Annotated in this window: 9 protein-coding genes; 3 read left to right on the top strand and 6 right to left on the bottom strand. The window is 75.4% G+C overall.

The window, feature by feature from the left end:
* Nucleotides 1-30 precede the first annotated feature (30 nt).
* The 3 genes from CRV15_RS06830 to CRV15_RS06820 form a co-directional block, all read right to left on the bottom strand.
* Entirely contained in the window at nucleotides 31-1,500 is a 1,470-nt protein-coding gene (locus tag CRV15_RS06830; RefSeq protein WP_009997589.1) for a maltokinase N-terminal cap-like domain-containing protein, read from the bottom strand.
* A gap of 292 nt (nucleotides 1,501-1,792) precedes the next feature.
* Nucleotides 1,793-3,514 (bottom strand): maltose alpha-D-glucosyltransferase, encoded by a 1,722-nt coding sequence (gene treS, locus CRV15_RS06825; RefSeq protein WP_003952356.1) that lies wholly within the window; start codon nucleotides 3,512-3,514, stop codon nucleotides 1,793-1,795.
* Nucleotides 3,511-5,499, bottom strand: a complete 1,989-nt coding sequence (locus CRV15_RS06820; protein ID WP_009997590.1) for an alpha-1,4-glucan--maltose-1-phosphate maltosyltransferase — start codon at nucleotides 5,497-5,499, stop codon at nucleotides 3,511-3,513. The genes treS and CRV15_RS06820 overlap by 4 nt, the downstream gene beginning before the upstream one ends.
* 421 nt (nucleotides 5,500-5,920) lie before the next feature.
* Here CRV15_RS06820 and glgP point away from each other — a divergent pair, with 421 nt between their 5' ends.
* Nucleotides 5,921-8,755, top strand: coding sequence for an alpha-glucan family phosphorylase (gene glgP, locus CRV15_RS06815; RefSeq protein ID WP_009997592.1), 2,835 nt, complete (start codon nucleotides 5,921-5,923; stop codon nucleotides 8,753-8,755).
* A gap of 592 nt (nucleotides 8,756-9,347) precedes the next feature.
* On the opposite strand, the gene CRV15_RS06810 is transcribed toward glgP, so the two are convergent.
* From CRV15_RS06810 to CRV15_RS06800, 3 genes are all read right to left on the bottom strand, one after another.
* Nucleotides 9,348-10,844, bottom strand: a complete 1,497-nt coding sequence (locus tag CRV15_RS06810; protein WP_003961896.1) for an FG-GAP and VCBS repeat-containing protein — start codon at nucleotides 10,842-10,844, stop codon at nucleotides 9,348-9,350.
* Nucleotides 10,845-11,104: 260 nt separating this feature from the next.
* Nucleotides 11,105-12,742, bottom strand: a complete 1,638-nt coding sequence (locus CRV15_RS06805) for a sensor histidine kinase (RefSeq protein WP_003961897.1) — start codon at nucleotides 12,740-12,742, stop codon at nucleotides 11,105-11,107.
* Between the two features lie 88 nt (nucleotides 12,743-12,830).
* A complete protein-coding gene (locus CRV15_RS06800) occupies nucleotides 12,831-13,526 on the bottom strand; it encodes a response regulator (protein WP_003961898.1) in 696 nt (231 codons plus the stop codon).
* A gap of 429 nt (nucleotides 13,527-13,955) precedes the next feature.
* Here CRV15_RS06800 and CRV15_RS06795 point away from each other — a divergent pair, with 429 nt between their 5' ends.
* Both CRV15_RS06795 and CRV15_RS06790 read left to right on the top strand, forming a co-directional pair.
* Nucleotides 13,956-16,451: a hypothetical protein gene (locus CRV15_RS06795; RefSeq protein WP_009997594.1), complete on the top strand. Its 2,496-nt coding sequence runs from the start codon at nucleotides 13,956-13,958 to the stop codon at nucleotides 16,449-16,451.
* Nucleotides 16,448-21,073, top strand: coding sequence for an FtsK/SpoIIIE domain-containing protein (locus CRV15_RS06790; RefSeq protein WP_003961900.1), 4,626 nt, complete (start codon nucleotides 16,448-16,450; stop codon nucleotides 21,071-21,073). Before CRV15_RS06795 ends, CRV15_RS06790 begins: the two co-directional genes overlap by 4 nt.
* The last annotated feature ends 189 nt before the right edge of the window (nucleotides 21,074-21,262 follow it).

Here is a 21,262-nt window from a genome sequence, read left to right as displayed (position 1 = left end):
ACAGCGGGGGTACGGGGCGGCGCGGGCGGTTCAGACGGACGCGGCGGCGAGACGTTCGATCGCCGCCATCGGCACCGGCAGCCAGTCGGGCCGGTGCCGGGCCTCGTAGACGACCTCGTACACCGCCTTGTCGGTCTCGTAGGCGCGCAGCAGCTCGGGCTCGGCCCGGGGGTCGGCGCCCGACGCCTGGGCGTAGCCCTCGCAGTACGCGGCCCGGCAGCGCTCCGCCCACACGGGGTTGCCCGGCCGGTGGGTGCGGGCCGCGTAGTCGAAGGAGCGCAGCATTCCGGCGATGTCCCGGACCGGTGGCTGGGGGCGGCGGCGTTCGCTCAGCGGGCGGGCGGGCTCGCCCTCGAAGTCGATGACGGACCAGCGGCCGGTGCCGGGCCGGGGCGGCGCCGGGGTGCGCGCCGCGCTCCCGTCGCCGCTTCCGCCGGTGGCCGATGGTTCCGTCGCCGGTCCGTACAGGGCCTGCCCCAGATGGAGATCGCCGTGGATGCGCTGGGCCCGCCAGCCGAGCCCCCGGTGGGCGGGTGCGGCGATCGCGTCGAACGCCGCCCGCAGCCGGGGCGCGTACGGCAGCAGCGCGGGCACCTGCCGGACCGCCTCGTCCAGCCGCCGGTGCATCCCGGCCGCGAGCCGTTCGGCGCGCGGGCCGCACAGCCGCACGGTGGGCAGCTCCTCGGCGAGCGCGGTGTGCACCTCGGCGGTGACCCGGCCCAGCGCGCGGGCCTCCTCGGTGAAGGGGGTCCCGGCCGCCAGCGCCTCCAGCGCGAGCCGCCAGCCGTCCCGCGAGCCGCGCAGATAGGGCTGGAGCACGCCCAGTGTGTACGGGTGCGGGGCGGTGGACTCGTACCAGGCCAGCGGTGCCGGGACCCGGGCGCAGCCCGCGCGGGCCAGCGCGAGCGACAGCTCCAGGTCGGGGTTGGGGCCCGGCTGGACGCGGCGGAAGCACTTGAGGATGTAGGTGTCGCCGTACACCAGTGAGGAGTTGGACTGCTCGGTGCCCAGCGGGCGCGCGGTCAGGGCGCGGGGGAGCGGGGGCAGCGGGCCCGGACTGGCGAAGCGCAGCGGGCCGAGCGGGCCGGGAGTGCGCAGCCGCTCCAGGAGCAGCGCGGCGAGTCGGGGGTCGTACAGGCCCTCGTACACCATGAGCCCGGCCAGCGGCCCGCCGTGGGGGCGGCCGATGAGGGCGGGGGCGAGGTGCGGCGGCAGGGCGGGGCACACGCCGAGGAGGAGTTGGTAGCAGTCGTGCGGGTCCCCGGCGGGCGGCTCGGGGCGCTGGTCCACCCCGACCAGCAGATGGAGCAGCCCGGGTCCGTTCCCGCCCCGCGGCGGCAGCAGTTCGACCGCGCTGACGAGGGAGAAGCCGGTGACCGGCCGGCCCTTTCCGGCGAACCAGCGCTGCCGCGGCAGCCAGGCGCGCAGCAGCGGGGCGAGGGAGGGGAGAAGGCCGGGGAGGAGGCCGACGGGGGTCCGGGCGGCGGCAGTCTCCGACATGGATCGCGTCCTTTCCCGGCCGACGCCATACAAACGCCGTATATACGCCAATGCGGAGAGTGTCCCGGATTGCGGCATTGACTGTCGGGCGGCGCGCGGGGGCGGGGTCCGAGTGCCCGGCGCGAGTGCCCGGTCCGGGGCGGCGGAAACCGCCCCGGACGGGTGGCGGGGGCCCGGAGCGCTGGGCACGCGGGGCCCGGGAGCGCCGGGCACGCGGGAGCCGGTGGCCCCGAGTGCCGGGCTCGGGAAGCGGAAGCCGGGGCCGCGGCGCGCGGGCCCCGGGGTCCGGTGGCTACGCCTGGGCGGCGAGGGCCGCGGCCGGGTCCCTGCGGAGCCGGAACCAGTAGAAGCCGTGGCCCGCGAGGGTGAGCAGATAGGGCCACTGCCCGATCGCGGGGAAGCGCACCCCGCCGATCAGCTCGACCGGGTGCCGTTCGGCGAACTGCCGCAGATCCAGCTCGGTGGGCTGCGCGAACCGGGAGAAGTTGTGCACGCACAGCACCAGGTCGTCCCCGTGCTCCCGGGTGAAGGCGAGCACCGCGGGGTTGGAGGACGGCAGCTCGGTGTACGAGCCGAGCCCGAAGGCCGGGTTCTGCTTCCGGATCTCGATCATCCGCCGGGTCCAGTGCAGCAGTGAGGACGGGCTGGACATCGCGGCCTCGACATTGCCGACCTGGTAGCCGTAGACCGGGTCCATGATCACCGGGAGGTAGAGCCGCCCGGGGTCGCAGGAGGAGAAGCCCGCGTTCCGGTCCGGGGTCCACTGCATCGGGGTGCGCACGCCGTCCCGGTCGCCCAGCCAGATGTTGTCCCCCATCCCGATCTCGTCGCCGTAGTAGAGGATCGGCGAGCCGGGCAGCGACAGCAGCAGCGCGGTGAACAGCTCGATCTGGTTGCGGTCGTTGTCGAGGAGGGGCGCGAGCCGTCTGCGGATGCCGATGTTGGCCCGCATCCGCGGGTCCTTGGCGTACTCCGCGTACATGTAGTCGCGCTCCTCGTCGGTGACCATCTCCAGGGTCAGCTCGTCGTGGTTGCGCAGGAAGATGCCCCACTGGCAGTTCTGGGGGATCGCCGGGGTCTTGGCCAGGATCTCCGAGACGGGGTGCCGGGACTCGCGCCGCACCGCCATGAAGATCCGGGGCATGACGGGGAAGTGGAACGCCATGTGGCACTCGTCGCCGCCGCCCTCGAAGGCGCCGAAGTAGTCGACGACGTCCTCGGGCCACTGGTTGGCCTCGGCGAGCAGCACGGTGTCGGGGTAGTGCGCGTCGATCTCCCGGCGGACCCGCTTGAGGAAGGAGTGGGTGGCGGGCAGGTTCTCGCAGTTGGTGCCCTCCTCCTGGTAGAGGTAGGGCACGGCGTCCAGCCGGAAGCCGTCGATGCCGAGGTCCAGCCAGAAGCGCAGGGCCGAGATGATCTCCTCCTGGACCGCCGGGTTCTCGTAGTTGAGGTCCGGCTGGTGGGAGAAGAAGCGGTGCCAGTAGTACTGCTTGCGCACCGGGTCGAAGGTCCAGTTCGAGGTCTCGGTGTCGACGAAGATGATCCGCGCGTCCTGGAACTGCTTGTCGTTGTCCGCCCAGACGTAGTAGTCGCCGTACGGGCCCTCGGGGTCGCTGCGGGACTGCTGGAACCACTCGTGCTGATCGCTGGTGTGGTTCATGACGAAGTCGACGATGACCCGCATACCGCGCTGGTGGGCCGCGTCCACGAAGTCCACGAAGTCGGCGAGGTCGCCGAACTCGGGCAGCACCGCGGTGTAGTCGGAGACGTCGTAACCGCCGTCCCGCAGCGGCGACTTGAAGAAGGGCGGCAGCCACAGACAGTCGATGCCGAGCCACTGGAGATAGTCGAGCTTGGCGGTGAGACCCCGGAGGTCTCCGACGCCGTCGCCATTGCTGTCCTGGAACGATCTGACCAGGACCTCGTAGAACACCGCCCGCTTGAACCAGTCCGGATCGCGGTCCTTGGCCGGGGTGTCCTCGAACAGGTCGTGGACGGGCTTGTTGACGATCATGATGTGGGTGACCCTCCGATCGGCGGGGACGGTCGCAGAACCGCGATGTGCGCGGGCGTACGGCCCGGCTCAAGGCGCACAAAGAAGGCTCTGCCCCAGTGGTAGGACTCCCCGGTGAGCTGATCGCACACCGGTGCCGGCTCGTGCCAGGCGAGGCCGAGCCGCGGCATGTCCAACGAGACCGTGGCCTCCTGGGTGTGGTGGGGGTCCAGGTTGACCACGACGATGACCGTGTTGCCGGCGGAGCGTTTCGAGAACGCGAGGACGCTGTCGTTGTCCGTGTGATGGAAGGCGATGTTCCGGAGCTGCTGGAGGGCGGGGTTGCGCCGTCTGATCCGGTTGAGCGCCGTGATCAGCGGGGTGAGCGTACGGCCCCGGCGCTCGGCGGCGGCCCAGTCCCGGGGGCGCAGCTCGTACTTCTCGGACCGCGCGTACTCCTCGGAGCCCTCCCGCAGCGGGGTGTTCTCGCCCAGCTCGTAACCGGCGTACATCCCCCAGCTCGGCGACAGCGTCGCCGCCAGCACCGCCCGCGCGGCGAACGCGGGCAGCCCGGCGCCCTGGAGCGGCGCGGGCAGGATGTCGGGGGTGTTCACGAAGAAGTTGGGGCGCATGACGGCGGCGCTCTCCCCGGCCAGCTCGGTCAGATACTCCGTCAGCTCCTGCTTGGTGTTGCGCCAGGTGAAGTAGGTGTACGACTGGTGGAAGCCGACGGTGGCCAGGGTGCGCATCATCGCCGGACGGGTGAACGCCTCGGCCAGGAAGAGGACGTCGGGGTCGGTACGGGCGATCTCCGCGAGCACCGCCTCCCAGAAGACCACCGGCTTGGTGTGCGGATTGTCCACCCGGAAGATCCGCACCCCGTGGTCCATCCAGTGCCGCAGCAGCCGCACGGTCTCCTTGACCAGGCCGTCCATGTCCCGGTCGAAGCAGATCGGATAGATGTCCTGGTACTTCTTGGGCGGGTTCTCGGCGTAGGCGATGGTGCCGTCGGGGCGGTGGCGGAACCACTCCGGGTGCTCCCGCACCCAGGGGTGGTCGGGGGAGCACTGGAGCGCGAAGTCGAGCGCGACCTCCAGGCGCAGCGAGCTGGCGACCGCGACAAAGTGGTCGAAGTCCTCGAAGGTGCCCAGCTCCGGGTGGAGCGCGTCATGGCCGCCCGCGGGGGAGCCGATCGCCCAGGGCACGCCCACATCGTGGCGGCCGGGGTGCAGGGAGTTGTCGGGGCCCTTGCGGAAGGTGGTGCCGATGGGGTGGACGGGCGGCAGATAGACCACATCGAAGCCCATGGCGGCGATCGCGGGCAGCCGCCGGGCGGCGGTGCGCAGGGTGCCGGGGACGGGCGGGGCGCCCGGGGCCAGGACCGCGCCCTCGGAGCGCGGGAACAGCTCGTACCAGGAGCCGTACAGGGCGCGGCGGCGCTCCACCAGCAGCGGCATCGGACGGGAGAGGGTGACCCGTTCGCGCAGCGGATGGCGGGCGAGCACGGCGGTGACGGCGGGGGCGAGCGCGGCGGCGAGCCGGGCGGCGGGGGGACGGCGCCGGTCGCGCAGGGCGTCCGCCACGGCGAGGACGGTCTCCCGGCCGTCCCGCTTGGGCACCTGTTCGGCCGCCCTGGTGTACAGCTCGGCGCCCTCCGCGAGCACCAGCGCGGTGTCGATCCCGGCCGGGACGGTGACCCGGGCCCGGTGCAGCCAGGTGGTGACGGGGTCGCTCCAGGACTCGACGGCGAAGCTCCAGCGGCCCTCGGTGTCGGGGGTGATCTCCGCGCCCCAGCGGTCGGAGCCGGGGGACAGCTCCCGCATGGGGGTCCAGGGGCCGGGGCGCCCGGCGGGGTCCCGGGTGACGGCGTTGGCGCCGACGGCCTCATGGCCCTCGCCGAAGACGGTGGCGGTGACCTGGAAGGTCTCGCCGACGACGGCTTTGGCGGGCCGCCGTCCCGAGCCGACGCACGGGCGGACGTCCAGGACGGGGATACGGCCGATCATGAGGCTCACCACCGGGGGCTGTGCGGACGGGACGGGGGGACGGGAGGGGACCGGGCGGAGGCTCGCGGGGGGTGCCGGGCGCCGGGTGGGTGCGTGGATACGCGGATGCGCGGATACGTGGGTGTGGGGGCGTGAGGCGTGGGACGTGAGCTGTTGAGCGTGAGCTGTGGGGCGTGGGGCGTGGCAGGAGGGTGTGACGGGTGCGGTCCGCGGGACGGAGTGCATGTGTCTGTTAAATGCAATTTGTAACGGTTTTGTTGATGTCTGGGCGGCTGGGCACGGGGCAGGAGAACCGGTTCACCCGGGTGGACCGACCGGGCCCGGCCCCGGCCGCCCCCCGTGGCTCCCTGGGGGCTCCCCGGCGGCGACGCACCGCCGTGCGTCCCCTGGGACGGACGTCTCCCCTGCGAAGGTGGACCCCGTGAAGGCCATTCGTCGACTCACCGTGCGCCCCGTGCTGCCCGAGCCGCTCCGCCCGCTCGGCGAGCTCGCCCGCAATCTGCGCTGGTCCTGGCATGCCGAGACCCGAGAACTCTTCCGCTCGGCCGACCCGGGCGGCTGGGGCGCGGCCGGAGCCGACCCGGTACGGCTGCTCGGCTCCGTCTCCGCCGCGCGACTGGCCGAACTGGCCCGGGACCGGAGCTTTCTGCGGCGGCTGAGCGACGCCTCCGCCGACCTGGACGAGTATCTGCACGGCCCCCGCTGGTACCAGCGCCGCGATCCGCAGGGCCCCGACGGCGGCCCGCTGCCCGCCGCCATCGCCTACTTCTCGCCCGAGTTCGGCGTCACCGCCGCACTGCCGCAGTACTCCGGCGGACTCGGCATCCTCGCCGGGGACCACCTCAAGGCCGCGAGCGACCTCGGGGTGCCGCTGATCGGGGTCGGGCTGCTCTACCGCCACGGCTACTTCCGCCAGTCGCTCTCCCCCGACGGCTGGCAGCTTGAGCACTATCCGGTCCTCGACCCCGGCGAACTCCCCGTCACCCTGCTGCGCGAACCCGACGGCACCCCCGCCCGGGTGACCCTCGCCCTGCCCGCCGGGCGCTGTCTGTACGCCCGGATCCACCTCGCCCGGGTCGGCCGGGTGCCGCTCCTGATGCTCGACTCCGACATCGAGGACAACGAACGCGGCGAACGCGAGGTCACCGACCGGCTCTACGGGGGCGGCAGCGAGCACCGGCTGCTCCAGGAGATGCTGCTCGGCATCGGCGGGGTGCGCGCGGTCCGCGCGTACTGCCGGATCACCGGCCACCCGGCGCCCGAGGTCTTCCACACCAACGAGGGGCACGCCGGATTCCTCGGTCTGGAACGGATCCGGGAGCTGGGCGAGGCGCACGGGGACGGCACCGGGCCGCAGTGGGGCGGCACCGGGCCACGGGGCGACCGGGACGGCGAGTGCGCCGAGGGCGGCGACGCGGGGGGAGACGAGGGCCCCGGCGCGGGGACCGGTGCCGGTGCGGGCCCCGGTGCGGGCGCGCCGCTCGACTTCGGCGCGCCCCTCGACTTCGACGCGGCGCTGGAGGCCGTGCGCGCGGGGACCGTCTTCACCACCCACACCCCCGTGCCCGCCGGGATCGACCGCTTCGACCGGGACCTGGTCGCCCGTCACTTCGGCACCGGCGCCGAGCTGGCCTCCGTACCCGTCGACAAGATCCTCGCGCTCGGCACCGAGACCTACTCCGACGGCGATCCGGGGCTCTTCAACATGGCGGTGATGGGGCTGCGGCTGGCCCAGCGCGCCAACGGCGTCTCCACCCTGCACGGCGCGGTCAGCCGGGGCATGTTCGCCGGGCTCTGGCCCGGGTTCGACCCCGAGGAGGTGCCGATCACCTCCATCACCAACGGGGTCCACGCCCCCACCTGGATCGCGCCCGAGGTGCACCGGCTCGGCGCCCGCAGGATCGGCGCCCGCAGGGCCGAGGAGGCGCTCGCCACCGGCGGCTGTGAGCTGTGGAACGCGGTGGTGGACGTCCCCGACGCCGAGATCTGGCACCTCCGCCGCACCCTGCGTGAACGGCTGGTCGGCGAGGTCCGCGCCCGGCTGCGCGCCTCCTGGCGGCAGCGCGGCGCGGGCGCCGCCGAACTGGGCTGGGTCGATCAGGTCCTCGACCCCGACGTCCTCACGATCGGCTTCGCCCGCCGGGTCCCCTCGTACAAACGGCTCACACTGATGCTGCGCGACCGGGACCGGCTGCGGGAGTTGCTGCTCCACCCGTCCCGGCCGGTGCAGATCGTCGTCGCGGGCAAGGCGCACCCCGCCGACGACGGCGGCAAACGGCTCATCCAGGAGCTGGTGCGGTTCGCCGACGATCCCCGGGTGCGGCACCGGATCGTCTTTCTGCCCGACTACGGGATGGGGCTCGCGCAGAAGCTCTACCCCGGCTGCGACGTCTGGCTGAACAACCCCCTCCGCCCGCTGGAGGCGTGCGGGACGAGCGGGATGAAGGCCGCGCTGAACGGGGGGCTCAACCTCTCCGTGCTCGACGGCTGGTGGGACGAGTGGTACGAGCCGGACTTCGGCTGGGCGATCCCCACCGCCGACGGGTCCACCGCGCACGAGGAGCGCCGCGACGACCTGGAGGCGGTGGCGCTCTACGACCTGATCGAGAACCGGGTCGCGCCGTGTTTCTACCAGCGGGGTCCGGAGGGGCTGCCCCGGCGCTGGGTGGAGATGGTCCGCCGGACCATGGCGGTCCTGGGGCCGAAGGTCCTGGCGGGGCGGATGGTCCGGGAGTATGTGGAACGGCTGTACGCGCCCGCCGCCCGCGCCCATCGGGCGCTGGACCGGGACACCGCGCGGGAACTCGCGCGCTGGAAGGCGCGGGTGCTCGCGGAGTGGGGCGGGGTGGCCGTCGACCATGTGGAGACCGTGGAGCCGATCGAGGCCCCGGAGTCCCCCGGGGCCCCGGCCGAGCCCCCGGGGCCCGGCCCGCGCGGCCGGGCCGAGCTGGGGGCGGCACTCACCGTCCGGGCCCGGGTCGCCCTCGGCACGCTCGGTCCGGACGATGTGGAGGTCCAGGCGGTCGCGGGCCGCGTCGACCCGGACGACGCCATCGCCGACGCCCGGGTCTCCCCGCTGAAGCCGGTCGGCGGCGCGGACCTGGAGGGCCGCCGGATGTACGAGGGCACGCTCACCCCCGACCGCACCGGCCCGTTCGGCTACACCGTGCGCGTACTCCCGTGCCACCCGCTGCTCGCCTCCCACACCGACCCGGGCCTGGTCTCCCTGCCGGGCGACCGCAGCCCGACCCCCTGACCCCTTCGGCGGCGGTGCGCCGGGCCTCCGGCAGAGGTCGGGCGGCCGTGCGCCGGGCTCAGGTCGCCCCTGAAGTCCCGGGGTGACGGCGCGGGGCCCGGGTCCGCTCGGGCCCCGGGGCCTTCGGTTCCATCCCGGGGCTGCCTCCCGGGTGGGGGCTCGGGCCCCTCGGGGCGACGGCGCCGGACTCCGGGTCCTCCGCGGGTGTGCCCGTGCCCGTGCCCGTGTCTGTGCCTGTTCCTGTGTCTGTGCTCGTGTCTGTGGGCACCGGGCTCGGCGCGGCTTCGGGCGTACCCGGTCGTCTCCAGGGGCTGGGCTTTCGTCCCCGGTGCGGCCTCCGGGCGGAGGGCTCGGGCCCTCGGGCGACCGCGCGGGGCCACGGCGCCCCATCGGCCGTGGGGGCCGTGCTCTGCCCGGGGCCGCGAGGGCCGGGCCCGGAGCACGTGCTCCGGCGCGTGCTCCTGTTCCGGCCGGGCGCGTGGGTTCCGGGCCGGTGCCGGGTCGTCGGGGCAGGCCCGGGTCACGGCTTCGGGGTTTCGGCCCGGGGCTGTGGGCGTGCGCGCCCCGGGCCATGGGCGGTCCGGGCCCGGGGTCAGTCCTGGAAGGCCGAGCCGAACGCCGCGCCGTCGGGGTGGATGCCCGTGGCGGCCGGGCCGAAGGAGACCGAGCCCTGGGCGGTCGGGCCGGAGGGCGTGGCGTCGAAGGACCATACGGCGCCGGAGTTCACGTTCTCGCCGGGGGCTCCCGCGAAGAGCTCGGACCGGCCGTCGCCGTCCGTGTCGATCAGGGCGGTGGTCCGGCCGAAGGCGTCACCGGCCTCCGCCGCGCCGGGCACCCCGGCCGTGTTCTGGTTGAACGACTGGGCCCCGGTGCCGGTCGGGCCGGTCGGGCCGCCCCGCAGGGTGACCACCGCGCCGTGGTCGGTGCCCGCCGTCCCGTTCAGCTCCTCGGACGGGACGCCCGCCGAGATGTCCGCGTAGCCGTCCCCGTCGATGTCGCCGACCGCGACCCCGCTGCCGAAGGCGTCGTCCGCCTCCGCCGCGCCGGGCACCCCGGGGGTGTCCTGGTTGATGTGCTGGGCCAGATCGCCCTTCGGGCCCTGCGCGGACCCCGGTATCCAGGTCACCTTGCCGCCGAGCGCGGCGGGCGGCGGGGGCTCGGTACCCGTGTACTCGTCGTACCGGGCGATGACGAGGTCGTCGTAGCCGTCCTTGTCGACGTCGCCCAGGGCGAGTTCGTCGCCGCCGAAGGAGGTGGTCTCCTGGTTCGCGAGCACGGGCGTCCCCGGGCCGCTCGGACCGCCGGGGGCGCCCAGCCAGTAGACCGTGCCCCGGGTGTCGCGCTGCGGCATGTCCGTGAGCCTCCGCACGGAGAAGAGGTCGTCCCTGCCGTCCCCGTTGATGTCACCGGTGGCGAGATGGGAAACCCGCTGGTAGAAACCGCCGGTGATAAAGGTGTTGCTCGCCGCGGCCGAACCGTCGCGGCCGAAGGGCCCCGAGAGTATCCGCAGATCCTTGTGACTGTGGTTGAGGGCGAGGTCCGTGTCCCCGTCGCCGTCGTAGTCCCCGGCCGTCAGCAGGGTGCCGTTCTGTCCTTCGCGGATGGGGCCTTCGAGGACGGTCGCCGCGCCCGCGAGCCCCTGGCTCCCGCCCCAGACCACGGTGAGCATGCCCTGGTTCTCGAACTGGGGCTGGTAGTCCTCCAGAGGTGTGGAGACGACCAGGTCGGTGTAGCCGTCCCGGTCGAGGTCGCCGGTGGCCAGGGCGTGGCCGAAGCGGTCGCCCTCCTCCGCCTGGTCGGGTACCCCGGGCGAGTCCTGGTGGAAGGTCTGTCTGCGCGTGGTGACCGCGCCGCTCGCCGAGCCGTAGTGGACGGCGATCTGACCCGCCGCTCTCACCTGGCCCACCTGGGCGTCGGGCGCGGCGACGACGACATCGCGGTAGCCGTCGCCGTCGAAGTCGTCGGGCCGGGCGACGGAAACGGAGGCGGGGTCCGTGAGCGGCGCGGCGGACGCCGCCGGTGCCGTGAGCAGACTCGCGGCTGCCGCCGCGACCAGGGTGCAGCCCAGGATCGAACGCTGTGACGTCATGACGTACTCCTCAGTGCCGGGTCGGTGGGACGAGCAGAACGGTGACCAACAACTAGGGGCAACGGTGACCAACAACAAGGACAGCGGAACGGGGAGAGGCCAGGCCCGGCGATCTTCCCGTCTCCCGTGTCCGGACAGAGCAGAGGGCGGTTTGGTTGCCTCCGCGCCCGCTATCACCTGGGAGCGCGCGTGATTCCGTGCCCGCGGACGGCGCTCCGGCACGGGTGTGCCCGGTGCCGGCCCCGGTCGGCCCCGGCAAGTCAGCCGCTGTCGGCGCCGTCGCGGAACTCCTCGTTCGGCACGTCCTCGACCACCGTCTTGGACACCAGCCGGTCGTCCCGGAAGCAGAGCCGGTAGGCGCTGTCGTCGCTGTACTTGCGCACCCGGTAGTACCGACACTCGCCCGCGTCCGCGGGCTCCGGGTCCACCCCCGGGGGCCGCTGCTCCAGGGCCTGCTCGGGGAGCCGGGTATCGGCGTCCGCGCGGGTGTCGCCTATGCGGAGCAGGTCGTACCGCTCCCGCTCCAGCAGGCTCCGGTTGCGGAAGTGCTCGTCGATGAAGAAGAACGCCACGCCGAGGACCGCGAGCGCCACCACGGGGACGGTGATCGCCTGCCACAGCCCGCGCCGCACCCGGCGCCGGGCCCGGTCCAGTTCCCGTTCCGACGTGGTGGCGGGGGACGGTGGCGCGGGGGTCCCTGGGTGGTCGGCGGCGGCCGGGAGGCGGGCCTCCACCGTGAAACCGCCGTCCGCGCGGGGGCCGTGGGCGAGGCTGCCGCCCGCGAGCCGCACCCGCTCGTCGAGCCCGACCAGACCGCTGCCGTTCCCCGGGCGCCCCGGCGCCCGCCGCGCCGGGCCGCTGCCCACCGTGACCCGGACCGCCTCCGGCTCCCGGACCACCGCGACCGCGACGGCCGCGCCCGGCGCGTGCCGGGCCGCGTTGGTGACGGCCTCCTGGACGACCCGGTGGACCGCGCGGTCCACCATCTCCGGCAGCGGTGATGCCCCGTGCGGCCCGCTGTCCGAGCCCGGCCCGCCGTCCGGACCGGGCCCGCCGTCCGGGCCCGGCCGGGTGTCCTCCTCGGCGAGGGTGATCTCCAGACCCGCGTCCCGGGCCCGGTCCACCAGCGCGCGCACCGTGTCCCCGACCGGCGTGGTCGGCGCCCGTTCGCCGTCGGCGCGCAGCACCCCGACGATGTCCCGCAGCCGGGCCGTGGCGTCGGCCGCCGCCCGCCGCAGCTCCCCGGCGGCCTCCCGCTGCGGTCCGCTCAGCGTGCGGTCCACCTCCAGGGCGGCGGCCCGTACCGCGATCAGCGACAGATCGTGGCCCAGCGAGTCGTGCATGTCCCCGGCGATCCGGGACCGCTCCCGCAGCCGCTCCCGGTCGGCCACGGCCCGCTGCTCGCGCTCCATCCGCTCCGCCAGCTCCCAGCCGGTGCGCACCAGTTCGGCGTACTGGCGCGTGTACCGTCCCACCAGCCAGGGGACGACGACGGCGAAGAACACCGCGGCGATCTGGCCGGGCCACTTCCACAGATCGCCGCCGGTGGCGAGCAGCACGAGGGGCCAGCTGGCGGCCAGCGCGGCGAACGCGAGGGCGGCGGGGCGGGCCCGGGGTGAGCGGCGGCCGGTGAGACAGCCGAAGACCAGCAGCGCGAGTGTGTACTCGGGGCTGATGAGCTGGGGGTGTTCGAGGGCGGAGAGGGCGACGGCGATCCCCAGCGACAGCAGCGGGGCACGGCGGCACAGCAGCACCGCGAGGCCGAGGAGGGCGCACCCGGCGGCGGACACCGCCCAGGGGGCACCGCCGCTCGGGGCGGACCACAGCAGCACGGGGCAGCAGAGCACGGCCCAGAGTGCGAGGTCGGCGAGGGTGTCACGGGTCCTTTCTCGGCGCATGCCCTCAACTCTGCCCCAGGGGGCAAAGCCCCGGCCCCCACCGAAAGTACGGTTTGCGGCGCGGGTCCGGAGCAAGGTGCCCGGGGCGCTACGACTTTCGGTGGACGGGGCCCGCCTCGTGCACGAGGATCGCGAGCTCGACCCGGTTGCGCAGGCCGAGCCGGGCGAGCACGGCGCTGACGTGCGCCTTGACGGTGCCCTCGACGACATGGAGCCGTTCGGCGACCTCCGCGTTGGAGAGGCCGTCGGCGACGAGGGCGACCACGTCCCGTTCCCGTCGGGTCAGCGGCTCCAGCGTCCGCCGGGCGGCCCAGGCGCGCGAGAGACGGCCGTCGCCGAGCCGGGCGATGACCCGCCGCGCGACCTCGGGGGAGAGACAGGCGGCCCCGTCGGCCACCGCCCGCACCCCGGCGATCAGTTCCCGGGGGTCGCCCGCCTTGAGCAGGAAGCCGCTCGCCCCGGAGTCGAGCGCGCGGGCGATGTACTCGTCCTCCGAGAACGTCGTCAGCATCACGACCGCCGTGTCCGGTGCCACCCGCTGGATCTCCTCGGCCGCGCGCAGCCCGTCGAACCGGGGCATCCGGACGTCCAGCAGGACGACGTCCGGCCGGTGGCGCAGCGTCAGCTCGACCGCCTCGTGCCCGTCGGCCGCCTCGGCGACCACCTCGATGCCGGGCTCGGCGGCGAGGATCGCGCACACCCCCGCCCGGATCATGGCCTCGTCGTCGGCGAGGACGACGCGCACGGGCCGGGTGCGCGGGGCGTCGTCGGGGGTGGCGGTCATGCGGTCACCCTACGCGGGAGGGGCGGTGCGGCCGACAGTGTCCCGTTCCCTCCCGGGAGTGCGGACGAAGGGCGGACGAAAGGTGGATGAAGAGCGGACAAAGGGAGGACGGCGGGCGGACGAAGGGTGCGAGTGGCGGGGGAGCTGGCTTGTTTGGAGCGCTTGGGCTCAGAGAGCCGCAGGTGACTGATGTGACGGTCGAATTCAAGCCATGATTGTCGCGAAGGAGCCCCGGCGGGGAACCCGGGCGGAGAATTCTCCCTGTAGCTCGATGTCGGTCCCCTGCTGTCGCCCGCACGCTCGACGAGGCCCCGGCGGCCGGACCGGCGTCGGCCCCACCCGACGACCCAGCCCCCGCGAGGTTCCCGTGCCCTCCCATCCGCCCGGAACACCCCGGCTCCGCGCCCCGTCCACCGCGAGGTGCGGCGCGTGACCGCCGGGGCGCCGTCCGCCGCTTCCGCGCTGCTGGCCCTCGGACTGCCGGACCGCAGATCGTCCGTCATCCTGATCGGGCTGGCCACCGCCTTCGTGCTGCTCCTGTGGTGGCTGATACGGGCGATCCGGGCCCAGGGCGGCGTGCGGCCGGCCTGGCGCCGGCTCGTCTGGGAGATCAGGACGACCCGCCGGGCCTTCACCCAGCCGGTGCGGGCCCGGCGGGTGCACCGGCGCCGGGTCCGGACGCTGACCGCGTACTTCGCGGACCCGTCCGCGCCCGCCGCGATGACCGCCGCGCTCGACGCGGCCGAACGCTCCTCCGGCACGGGCTGCCACGGCGCGGCGGTCGGGCTGAGCCCCGAGCGCGACCGGGTCGCCGTCGTCGTGACCGGGCGCAGCCCGGTGGAACCGGTGGCGCCGTGGCACGACGTCTCCGCCGCGCCCGGTGGGTGGAGCTGGTCGGCGCCGGTGGACTCGGTACTGCCGGCACCGACGGACGAGGCCACAGAGGCCGACGCGAACGGCGGGAACGGCGGGAACGGCGGGGCGGACAGGGCCGACGAGCCCACCGCCGGGCGGCTGCTGCTCGCGCTGGGCGTGGACCGGACGGCCGCCGGTCCGGTCGCCGTGGACTGGGCGGACGGGCCGCCCGCGATCGGCGTGGAGGGCGACCAGCGGACCGCGCGCAGTGTCCTCCAGGCGCTGGCCGCGCAGCTCGAACGGGTTCCCGGCGGGCCGGACGTGGAGGTGACGCGCGGGGTGCACGCCCGCTACCCGGGGCGGGACCTGGACGCCGTCCTCGACGGCCTCGACAGCCCCGACGACGGACGTGACGGCCTCGTGGACGGGGCGGCGGGGCAGCCGCCGGTGGTGGTCTGCTGGGCCCCGACCGGGGAGCAGCGGGCCCGGCTGGCCGGGCTCTGCGCCTCCGGCCGGGTACGGGCGCTCGTCGGCGGGGCCCGCGTGCCGGGCCGCTGCTGGAGCCTGCACGCCGAGCCCGGCGGACGGCTGCTCGGGCCGGGGCTCGGCGTCGACGTCGAGTCCGCCGCGCTCGCGACGGCCGTGAGCCGCACTCTCCGCCGCCACCGCCGCCGCGGTTCCGTCCCCCCGGACGCCCCCACCCCGCCGGGCCGCCCGCAAACCTCCCTGGAGAAGCCCCCGCGCTCCGCCGCGCCCGCGATCGCGCCGGTGACCACGGCCGCCTCCGCCCCGCCCCCCGACCCCCGCACGGCTTACAGCCTCGCGAAGCCCGGACCCACCACCGGCCCGCCGGTACCCGCACCACGCGCCTCCGTCGCCGCCTCTGCCGAGGACCTGACCGAGCCCGGGGAACTGCCCCCGGCGCGGGGCGGCGGTGCGGACGGCAGTCCGTCGGCCGGTGCCGCTGCCGCCGGGTCCGTGCGGCGCGGGACCACGGGTGCTCCCGTCCCCGGGGACGCCCCCGCCCGGTCGCGTTCGGCCGCGTCCGCCGCGGCGGACGGCGGTGTCCTCGGCGACACGGGCGGCGGACCGGCGTCCTCGTCGCGCGGTGCGACCTCCGGTGGGGACCTGGCCGGGCCGGGTGCCGACGGTCCCGTACGCCAGGGGGCACCGGGCGGCGGGCGCTTCGGCGGTACGGAGGGCGCGCCGGTGCAGGACGGCAGTCCGTCGGCCGGTGCCGCCGGGTCCGTGCGGTCCGGGACCACGGGTGCTCCCGGAGGCGCGGACGGCGGAGCGGCGTCCCGGGCCGGTGCCGGGGCCCCCGGCGGTGCCGTGACCGCGTCGGGTACCGGCGGAGGGCCCACGCGTCCCCCCGTCCCCGGGGACGCCCCCGCCCGGTCCCGTTCCGCCGCGTCCGCAGTGTCCGCCGCGTCCGCCACGGCGGACGGTGGCACAGGCAGCGGATCGTCCGGTGCCGGTGCCGGTGCCGGTGCCGGTGTCCCGTCCGCGGCTGCGGAGGCGCGTGGCTCCCGGTCGGGTGAGGGGCCTCCGCCGACCGGTGCCGGTGCCGCCGCCCCGGGTGGGGACGTGGCCGGGCCGGGTGCCGACGGTCCCGTACGCCCCGGGGACGCGGGTGTTCGCGCCTCCGGGGCACCGGATGGCGGGGCCGCGTCCGTGCCGGAGATCCCGGCCGCCGGTGCGGCGGGGGCCGTGTCGCGCGGTGCCTCCTCCGGGGGGCGGGCCGCCGCCGGGACCGAGGGCGCTCGTGCCCCCCGGGACGGAGGCGGCGGCCTGGCGGCCGCAGGTACGCCGCAAAGGCCGCGTGACCCCCGGCTGTGGGGCGAGGACGCGGTGCCCCCGGCGGGCGGGGACTTCGACGAGCCCCAGGGCCCGGCGGTGGCCGACGGCGGCCGGGTGGACCTTCTGGAGCCCGAGGACGGGGCGGCGGAAGGGGCCGGGGCCGAGGGCCCCGCAGGGCGTGGGGCCGGTGTGTCGGCTGCCGCGCAGGGACAGGACAGGGCGCCGGCCGCGCCCGGCAACGACTCGGAACGGACTCCGCGCAACCGATGAGACTCTTCGTCAGCGTCACCACGCCCGACACCCCGGACCTCAGCCGTGACGTCCTCCTCGACACCCCCGGCGCGACCACCGTCGGCGCCCTCGCGGCGCGCCTCACCCCCGAGCACGGGACGGCCGCCGCCCTCCACCTGGACGGGGCGGAACTCTCCCCCGACACCCCCCTCGGGGTCGCGGGCATCCGCGACGGTTCCCGCCTCGGCATCGGCGTCCCCGCCGCGCCCGAACCCGCGGGCTACGGCCCCGCGCGCGCCGAGCTGCCGCCGCCCTCGCGGCTGCCGGACGGCGAGCGCCTGCCCCGCCCCGCCCTCGTCGAACTCCGCCTCGTCGGCGGCCGGGGCGCGGGCCGGGTGTGGCTGCTCGGGCAGGGCACCCACGCGATCGGCCCGGTCCCCGGCAGCGCCGTCCTGCTGACGGGGCGGGACGTGCCCTCCCGGGGCGTACGGATCACCGTGCGCCCCGACGGCACGGCCCTCCTCCGCACCGGCGGCGCCGACCACGTCAGGCCCTCCGTGCCGCAGCCGCCCCCGGAGCGCCCCCGCGCCGACGCCGTGCCGCTGCCGCCCGAACCCCCGGGCGAACTCCCCGACCCGGACGCCGACACCGCCGAGCCGCTGCCGCGCGGCTGGCAGGAGTGGCCCCTCGGCGGCGAACTCGTCCTCGGCGAGCATCTGCTGCGGATCGGCGAACCCGTCGAGGCCGACGCCGCCGTCGCGCCCTCCGCCGACGGCGCGCACCTCGACTTCAACCGCCCGCCGCGGCTCGTCCCCCCGCTGCTGCCGGAGCGGTTCGTCCTGCCGTCCCCGCCCCCGCCGCCCACCAACCGGCCCATACCGCTGCTGATGGTGCTGATGCCGATGGTCTTCGGCATCGCCATGGTCACCATCTTCAAGTCGTACTTCTATCTGATGTTCGCGCTGTTCAGCCCGGCGCTCGCGCTCGCGAACTGGCTCAGCGCCCGCCGCAGCGGCTACCGCGAGTACCTGGACGCCGTCGCCGGTTACCGCTCCCGCCGCGCCTCCCTGGAGGCCGATGTCCTGAAGAAGGTGGACCGGGAGCGCGCCCTGCGCACCGAGGGCGGGCCCGACCCCGCGACCGCCGGGCTGTGGGCCGTCGGCCCCGGGGCCCGGCTGTGGGAGCGGCACCGGGGCCACGCCGACCATCTGCTGCTGCGCGTCGGCACCGTCGGCCAGCCGTCCCTGCTGACCATCGACGACAGCTCCCGCGAGGACAACCACCGCTCCGTCAACTGGACCATCCCCGACATGCCCGTCGGTGTCGACCTCGCCGGGGACGGCGTCGTCGGCGTCGCGGGCGAACGGGACGCCGCCGCCGCGCTCGCCCGCTGGGCCGTCGCCCAGGCCGCGATCCTGCACAGCCCGCGCGACGTCCGGCTCACCGTGCTCACCGACCCCGCGGGCGCGGCCGGCTGGGAGTGGGTGCGCTGGCTGCCGCACGCCCGCCCCGGGCAGGGCGGCCACACCCCCGGCGCCCCCGGCGGCCCCGCCGTCACCCTCGGCAACGACCCCGAGACCGTCGCCAACCGCGTCCAGGAACTCGTCTCGACCGTACGGGCCCGGATGCGCGCCCGGGACTCCGCCATGAGCGGCGCCCTGCTCGCCGAACCCGATCTCGTCGTCGTCCTCGACGGCGCCCGGCGGCTGCGCGACGTCCCCGGCATGGTCCAGGTCCTCAAGGAGGGCCCCTCGGTCCGGGTCTTCCTGCTCTGCGTCGACCGCGAGGAGCGCATGCTCCCCGAGGAGTGCGTCTCCGTCTGCTCCGTCCAGGCCCGCGAGGTGACCTGGCGCCGCACCGGCAGCGCCGATGTCACCGGTATCCGCCCCGACCTCGTCGACACCGACTGGTGCGAGCGGATCGCCCGCGCCCTCGCCCCCGTGCGCGACGTCACCCCCGACGGCTCCGACGGCCTCCCCGACAAGGTGGGCCTGCTGGGGCTGCTGGACCTCGAACCCCCGCACGGGGACGAACTCGTGCGCCGCTGGGCCAAGCGCCCCGCGTCCACGAGCGCCCTGCTCGGTGTCGGCTACAGCGGGCCGATCGCCTTCGACCTGGTCAAGGACGGCCCGCACGCCCTGGTCGCCGGAACCACCGGCGCGGGCAAGTCGGAACTCCTCCAGACCCTCGTCGCCTCGCTCGCCGCCGCCAACCGGCCCGACGAGATGACCTTCGTCCTCGTCGACTACAAGGGCGGCAGCGCCTTCAAGGACTGCGTCGACCTGCCGCACACCCTCGGCATGGTCACCGACCTCGACAGCCATCTCGTCGAGCGCGCCCTGACCTCCCTCGCCGCCGAGCTGACCCGCCGTGAGCACCTGCTCGCCGCCGCCGGGGCCAAGGACCACCCCGAGTACCGGGCCCTGCGCCGCCGCGACCCGCTGCTGCCCGCGCTGCCCCGGCTGCTGCTGATCATCGACGAGTTCGCCACGCTCGCCCGCGATGTCCAGGAGTTCGTCCCCGGGCTGGTCTCCATCGCCCAGCGCGGACGCTCCCTCGGCATCCATCTCGTCCTCGCCACCCAGCGCCCCGCCGGTGTCGTCACCGCCGACATCCGGGCCAACACCAATCTGCGGATCGCGCTGCGGGTCACCGACACCCTGGACAGCCAGGACGTCCTGGAGGTCAGCGACGCCGTCACCATCTCGGCCACCACCCCCGGCCGGGCCCTCGCCCGGATCGGACACCGTTCCGTCCTGCCCTTCCAGACCGCGTTCGTCGGCGCCCCGCGCCCCGGCGAACAGCAGCGGCGGGAGCAGGAGACCTCCGAGGCCGCGGCCGACGCCGCGATCTGGACCAGCGAGGTCACCTGGTCCCTCCTCGGCCGGACCGCGCCCGAGCCGGGCCCCGAGCACACCGGGGACGAGGACGGCGACGACGCGTACGAGGACCCGGACGCGGCCACCGATCTGACCGCCCTGGTGGAGGCGGCCCGCGCCGCCTGCGCGGCCCTGGACATCCCGGCCCAGCCCAGCCCCTGGCTCCCGGCGCTGCCGCACCAGCTCACCCTGGACCAGCTGCCCGAACCCGCCGCGGGGGAGGGCGACCTCGCCCCCGTCGCCTGGGCCCTGGCCGACCTGCCCGGCGCCCAGCGGCAGGAGCCGCTCACCCTCGACCTGAGCCGCTTCGGCCATCTCTACGTCATCGGCACCCCGCGCACCGGCCGCTCCCAGGTGCTGCGCACCATCGCGGGCGCGCTCGCCCGCCGTCACTCCTGTGCCGATGTCCATCTGTACGGGATCGACGCGGGCGGCGGCGCCCTCGCCGCGCTGACCGCGCTGCCGCACTGCGGCGCCGTCGTCCCCCGTACCGATCTGGAACGGCTGAACCGGCTGCTGGCCCGCATGATCGCCGAGATGGCCCGCCGTCAGGAACTGCTCACCGCCCATGGCACCGCCAGCCTCGGCGAACTGCGGGCGCTGCTGCCCGAGGCGCAGCGCCCCGCGCATCTGCTGCTGCTGATCGACGGCTGGGACTCACTGGCGGCCCTCCTCGGCGACCACGACGGCGGCAGGCCCGTCCAGGAGATGACCGCCCTCATCCGCGAGGGCGCCCCGCTCGGCATCCATGTCGTCGCCACGTCCGAACGGGCCCTGCTCTCCGGCAAGGTCGCGTCCCTCAACGACGAGCGGCTGCTGCTGCGGCTCACCGACCGTACCGAGTACACCCTCGCCGGGATCTCCACCAAGCAGATCCCCGCCGTGGTGCCCCCGGGCCGGGGCTGGCGCGGCCAGAGCGGCACCGAGATCCAGATCGCGCTGCTCGCGGGGCCCGCCACCGCCGGGGCCATGGCCACCGGACGGGACCAGGCCGAGGCCCTGCGCGCCATCGGCGCCCGGGCCGAGCGGCGCGACCGCGCGGTGCCCGCCGCCCGCAGGCCCGCGAAGGTGCTCTCGCTGCCCCGGGAGATCGGCTTCGCCGACGCCTACGCGGCGGTGCCCGAGGCGCAGCGCCGCCCGCTGTGGGGGCTGCTGGGCATCGGTGGCGACGATCTCGCCCCGATCGGCGTCGACTTCGCGGCCGACGCCCCGTCCTTCCTGGTCAGCGGCCCTCCTGGGGCCGGGCGTTCCACCACCCTCGCCGCGATCGCCGTCTCGCTGCTGGCGTCCGGGACCCGGGTCGTGGTCCTCACCCCGAGGGAGTCGCCGCTGCGGGGGCTGCGGCGGCATCCGCAGGCGACCGTGGTGGAGAGCACGGACCCCACGGCCGACGAGGTGCGCGCCGCGCTGGACGCCGCCCCCGGGCCGGTGGTCCTCATGGTCGACGACGCCGATCTGCTGGCCCAGATGCCCTCCGCCGACCCGGTGCTGAGGGAGACGGCGGCCACCGGCCGGGACCGGGGGCAGGCACTGGTCGCGGCGGCCACCCCGGAGACCCTGACCTCGGCCGGTATCGGCTGGCTCGGTCAGGTCCGCCGGGTCCGCAAGGGGCTGCTGCTGTCGCCGCAGTCGCCCGCCGAGGGCGATCTGCTGGGGGTGCGGCTCCCGTACGACCTGCTGCGGGGCCGTCCCACCCCGGGGCGCGGCCTGACCGTCGACCCGGTGACCGGCTCCCTGGTCTCGGTGCTGGTGCCGGAGACCACGCTGCAACCGGAGGGTTAGCCCCCGCGGTTCCTGCCCACCGACGGCGGCGGCCCGTCCCCGGCACGCGAAGGCGCCGGGGGCGGGCCGCCGTCCGCGTGTCCCCGGAAGGGCCGGGCGCGGGTCGGGACGTGCCGGTGCTGTCCGCGGCGGACGCGTCCATCTCCTGCACGGACTTCACGGACTTCTTGATCTGATTGGACTGGTTCG

This window comes from Streptomyces clavuligerus (assembly GCF_005519465.1).
GTDB lineage: Bacteria > Actinomycetota > Actinomycetes > Streptomycetales > Streptomycetaceae > Streptomyces > Streptomyces clavuligerus.
Note: the sequence above shows the minus strand (reverse complement) of the source record. Positions and strands in the feature narration are given on the sequence as shown.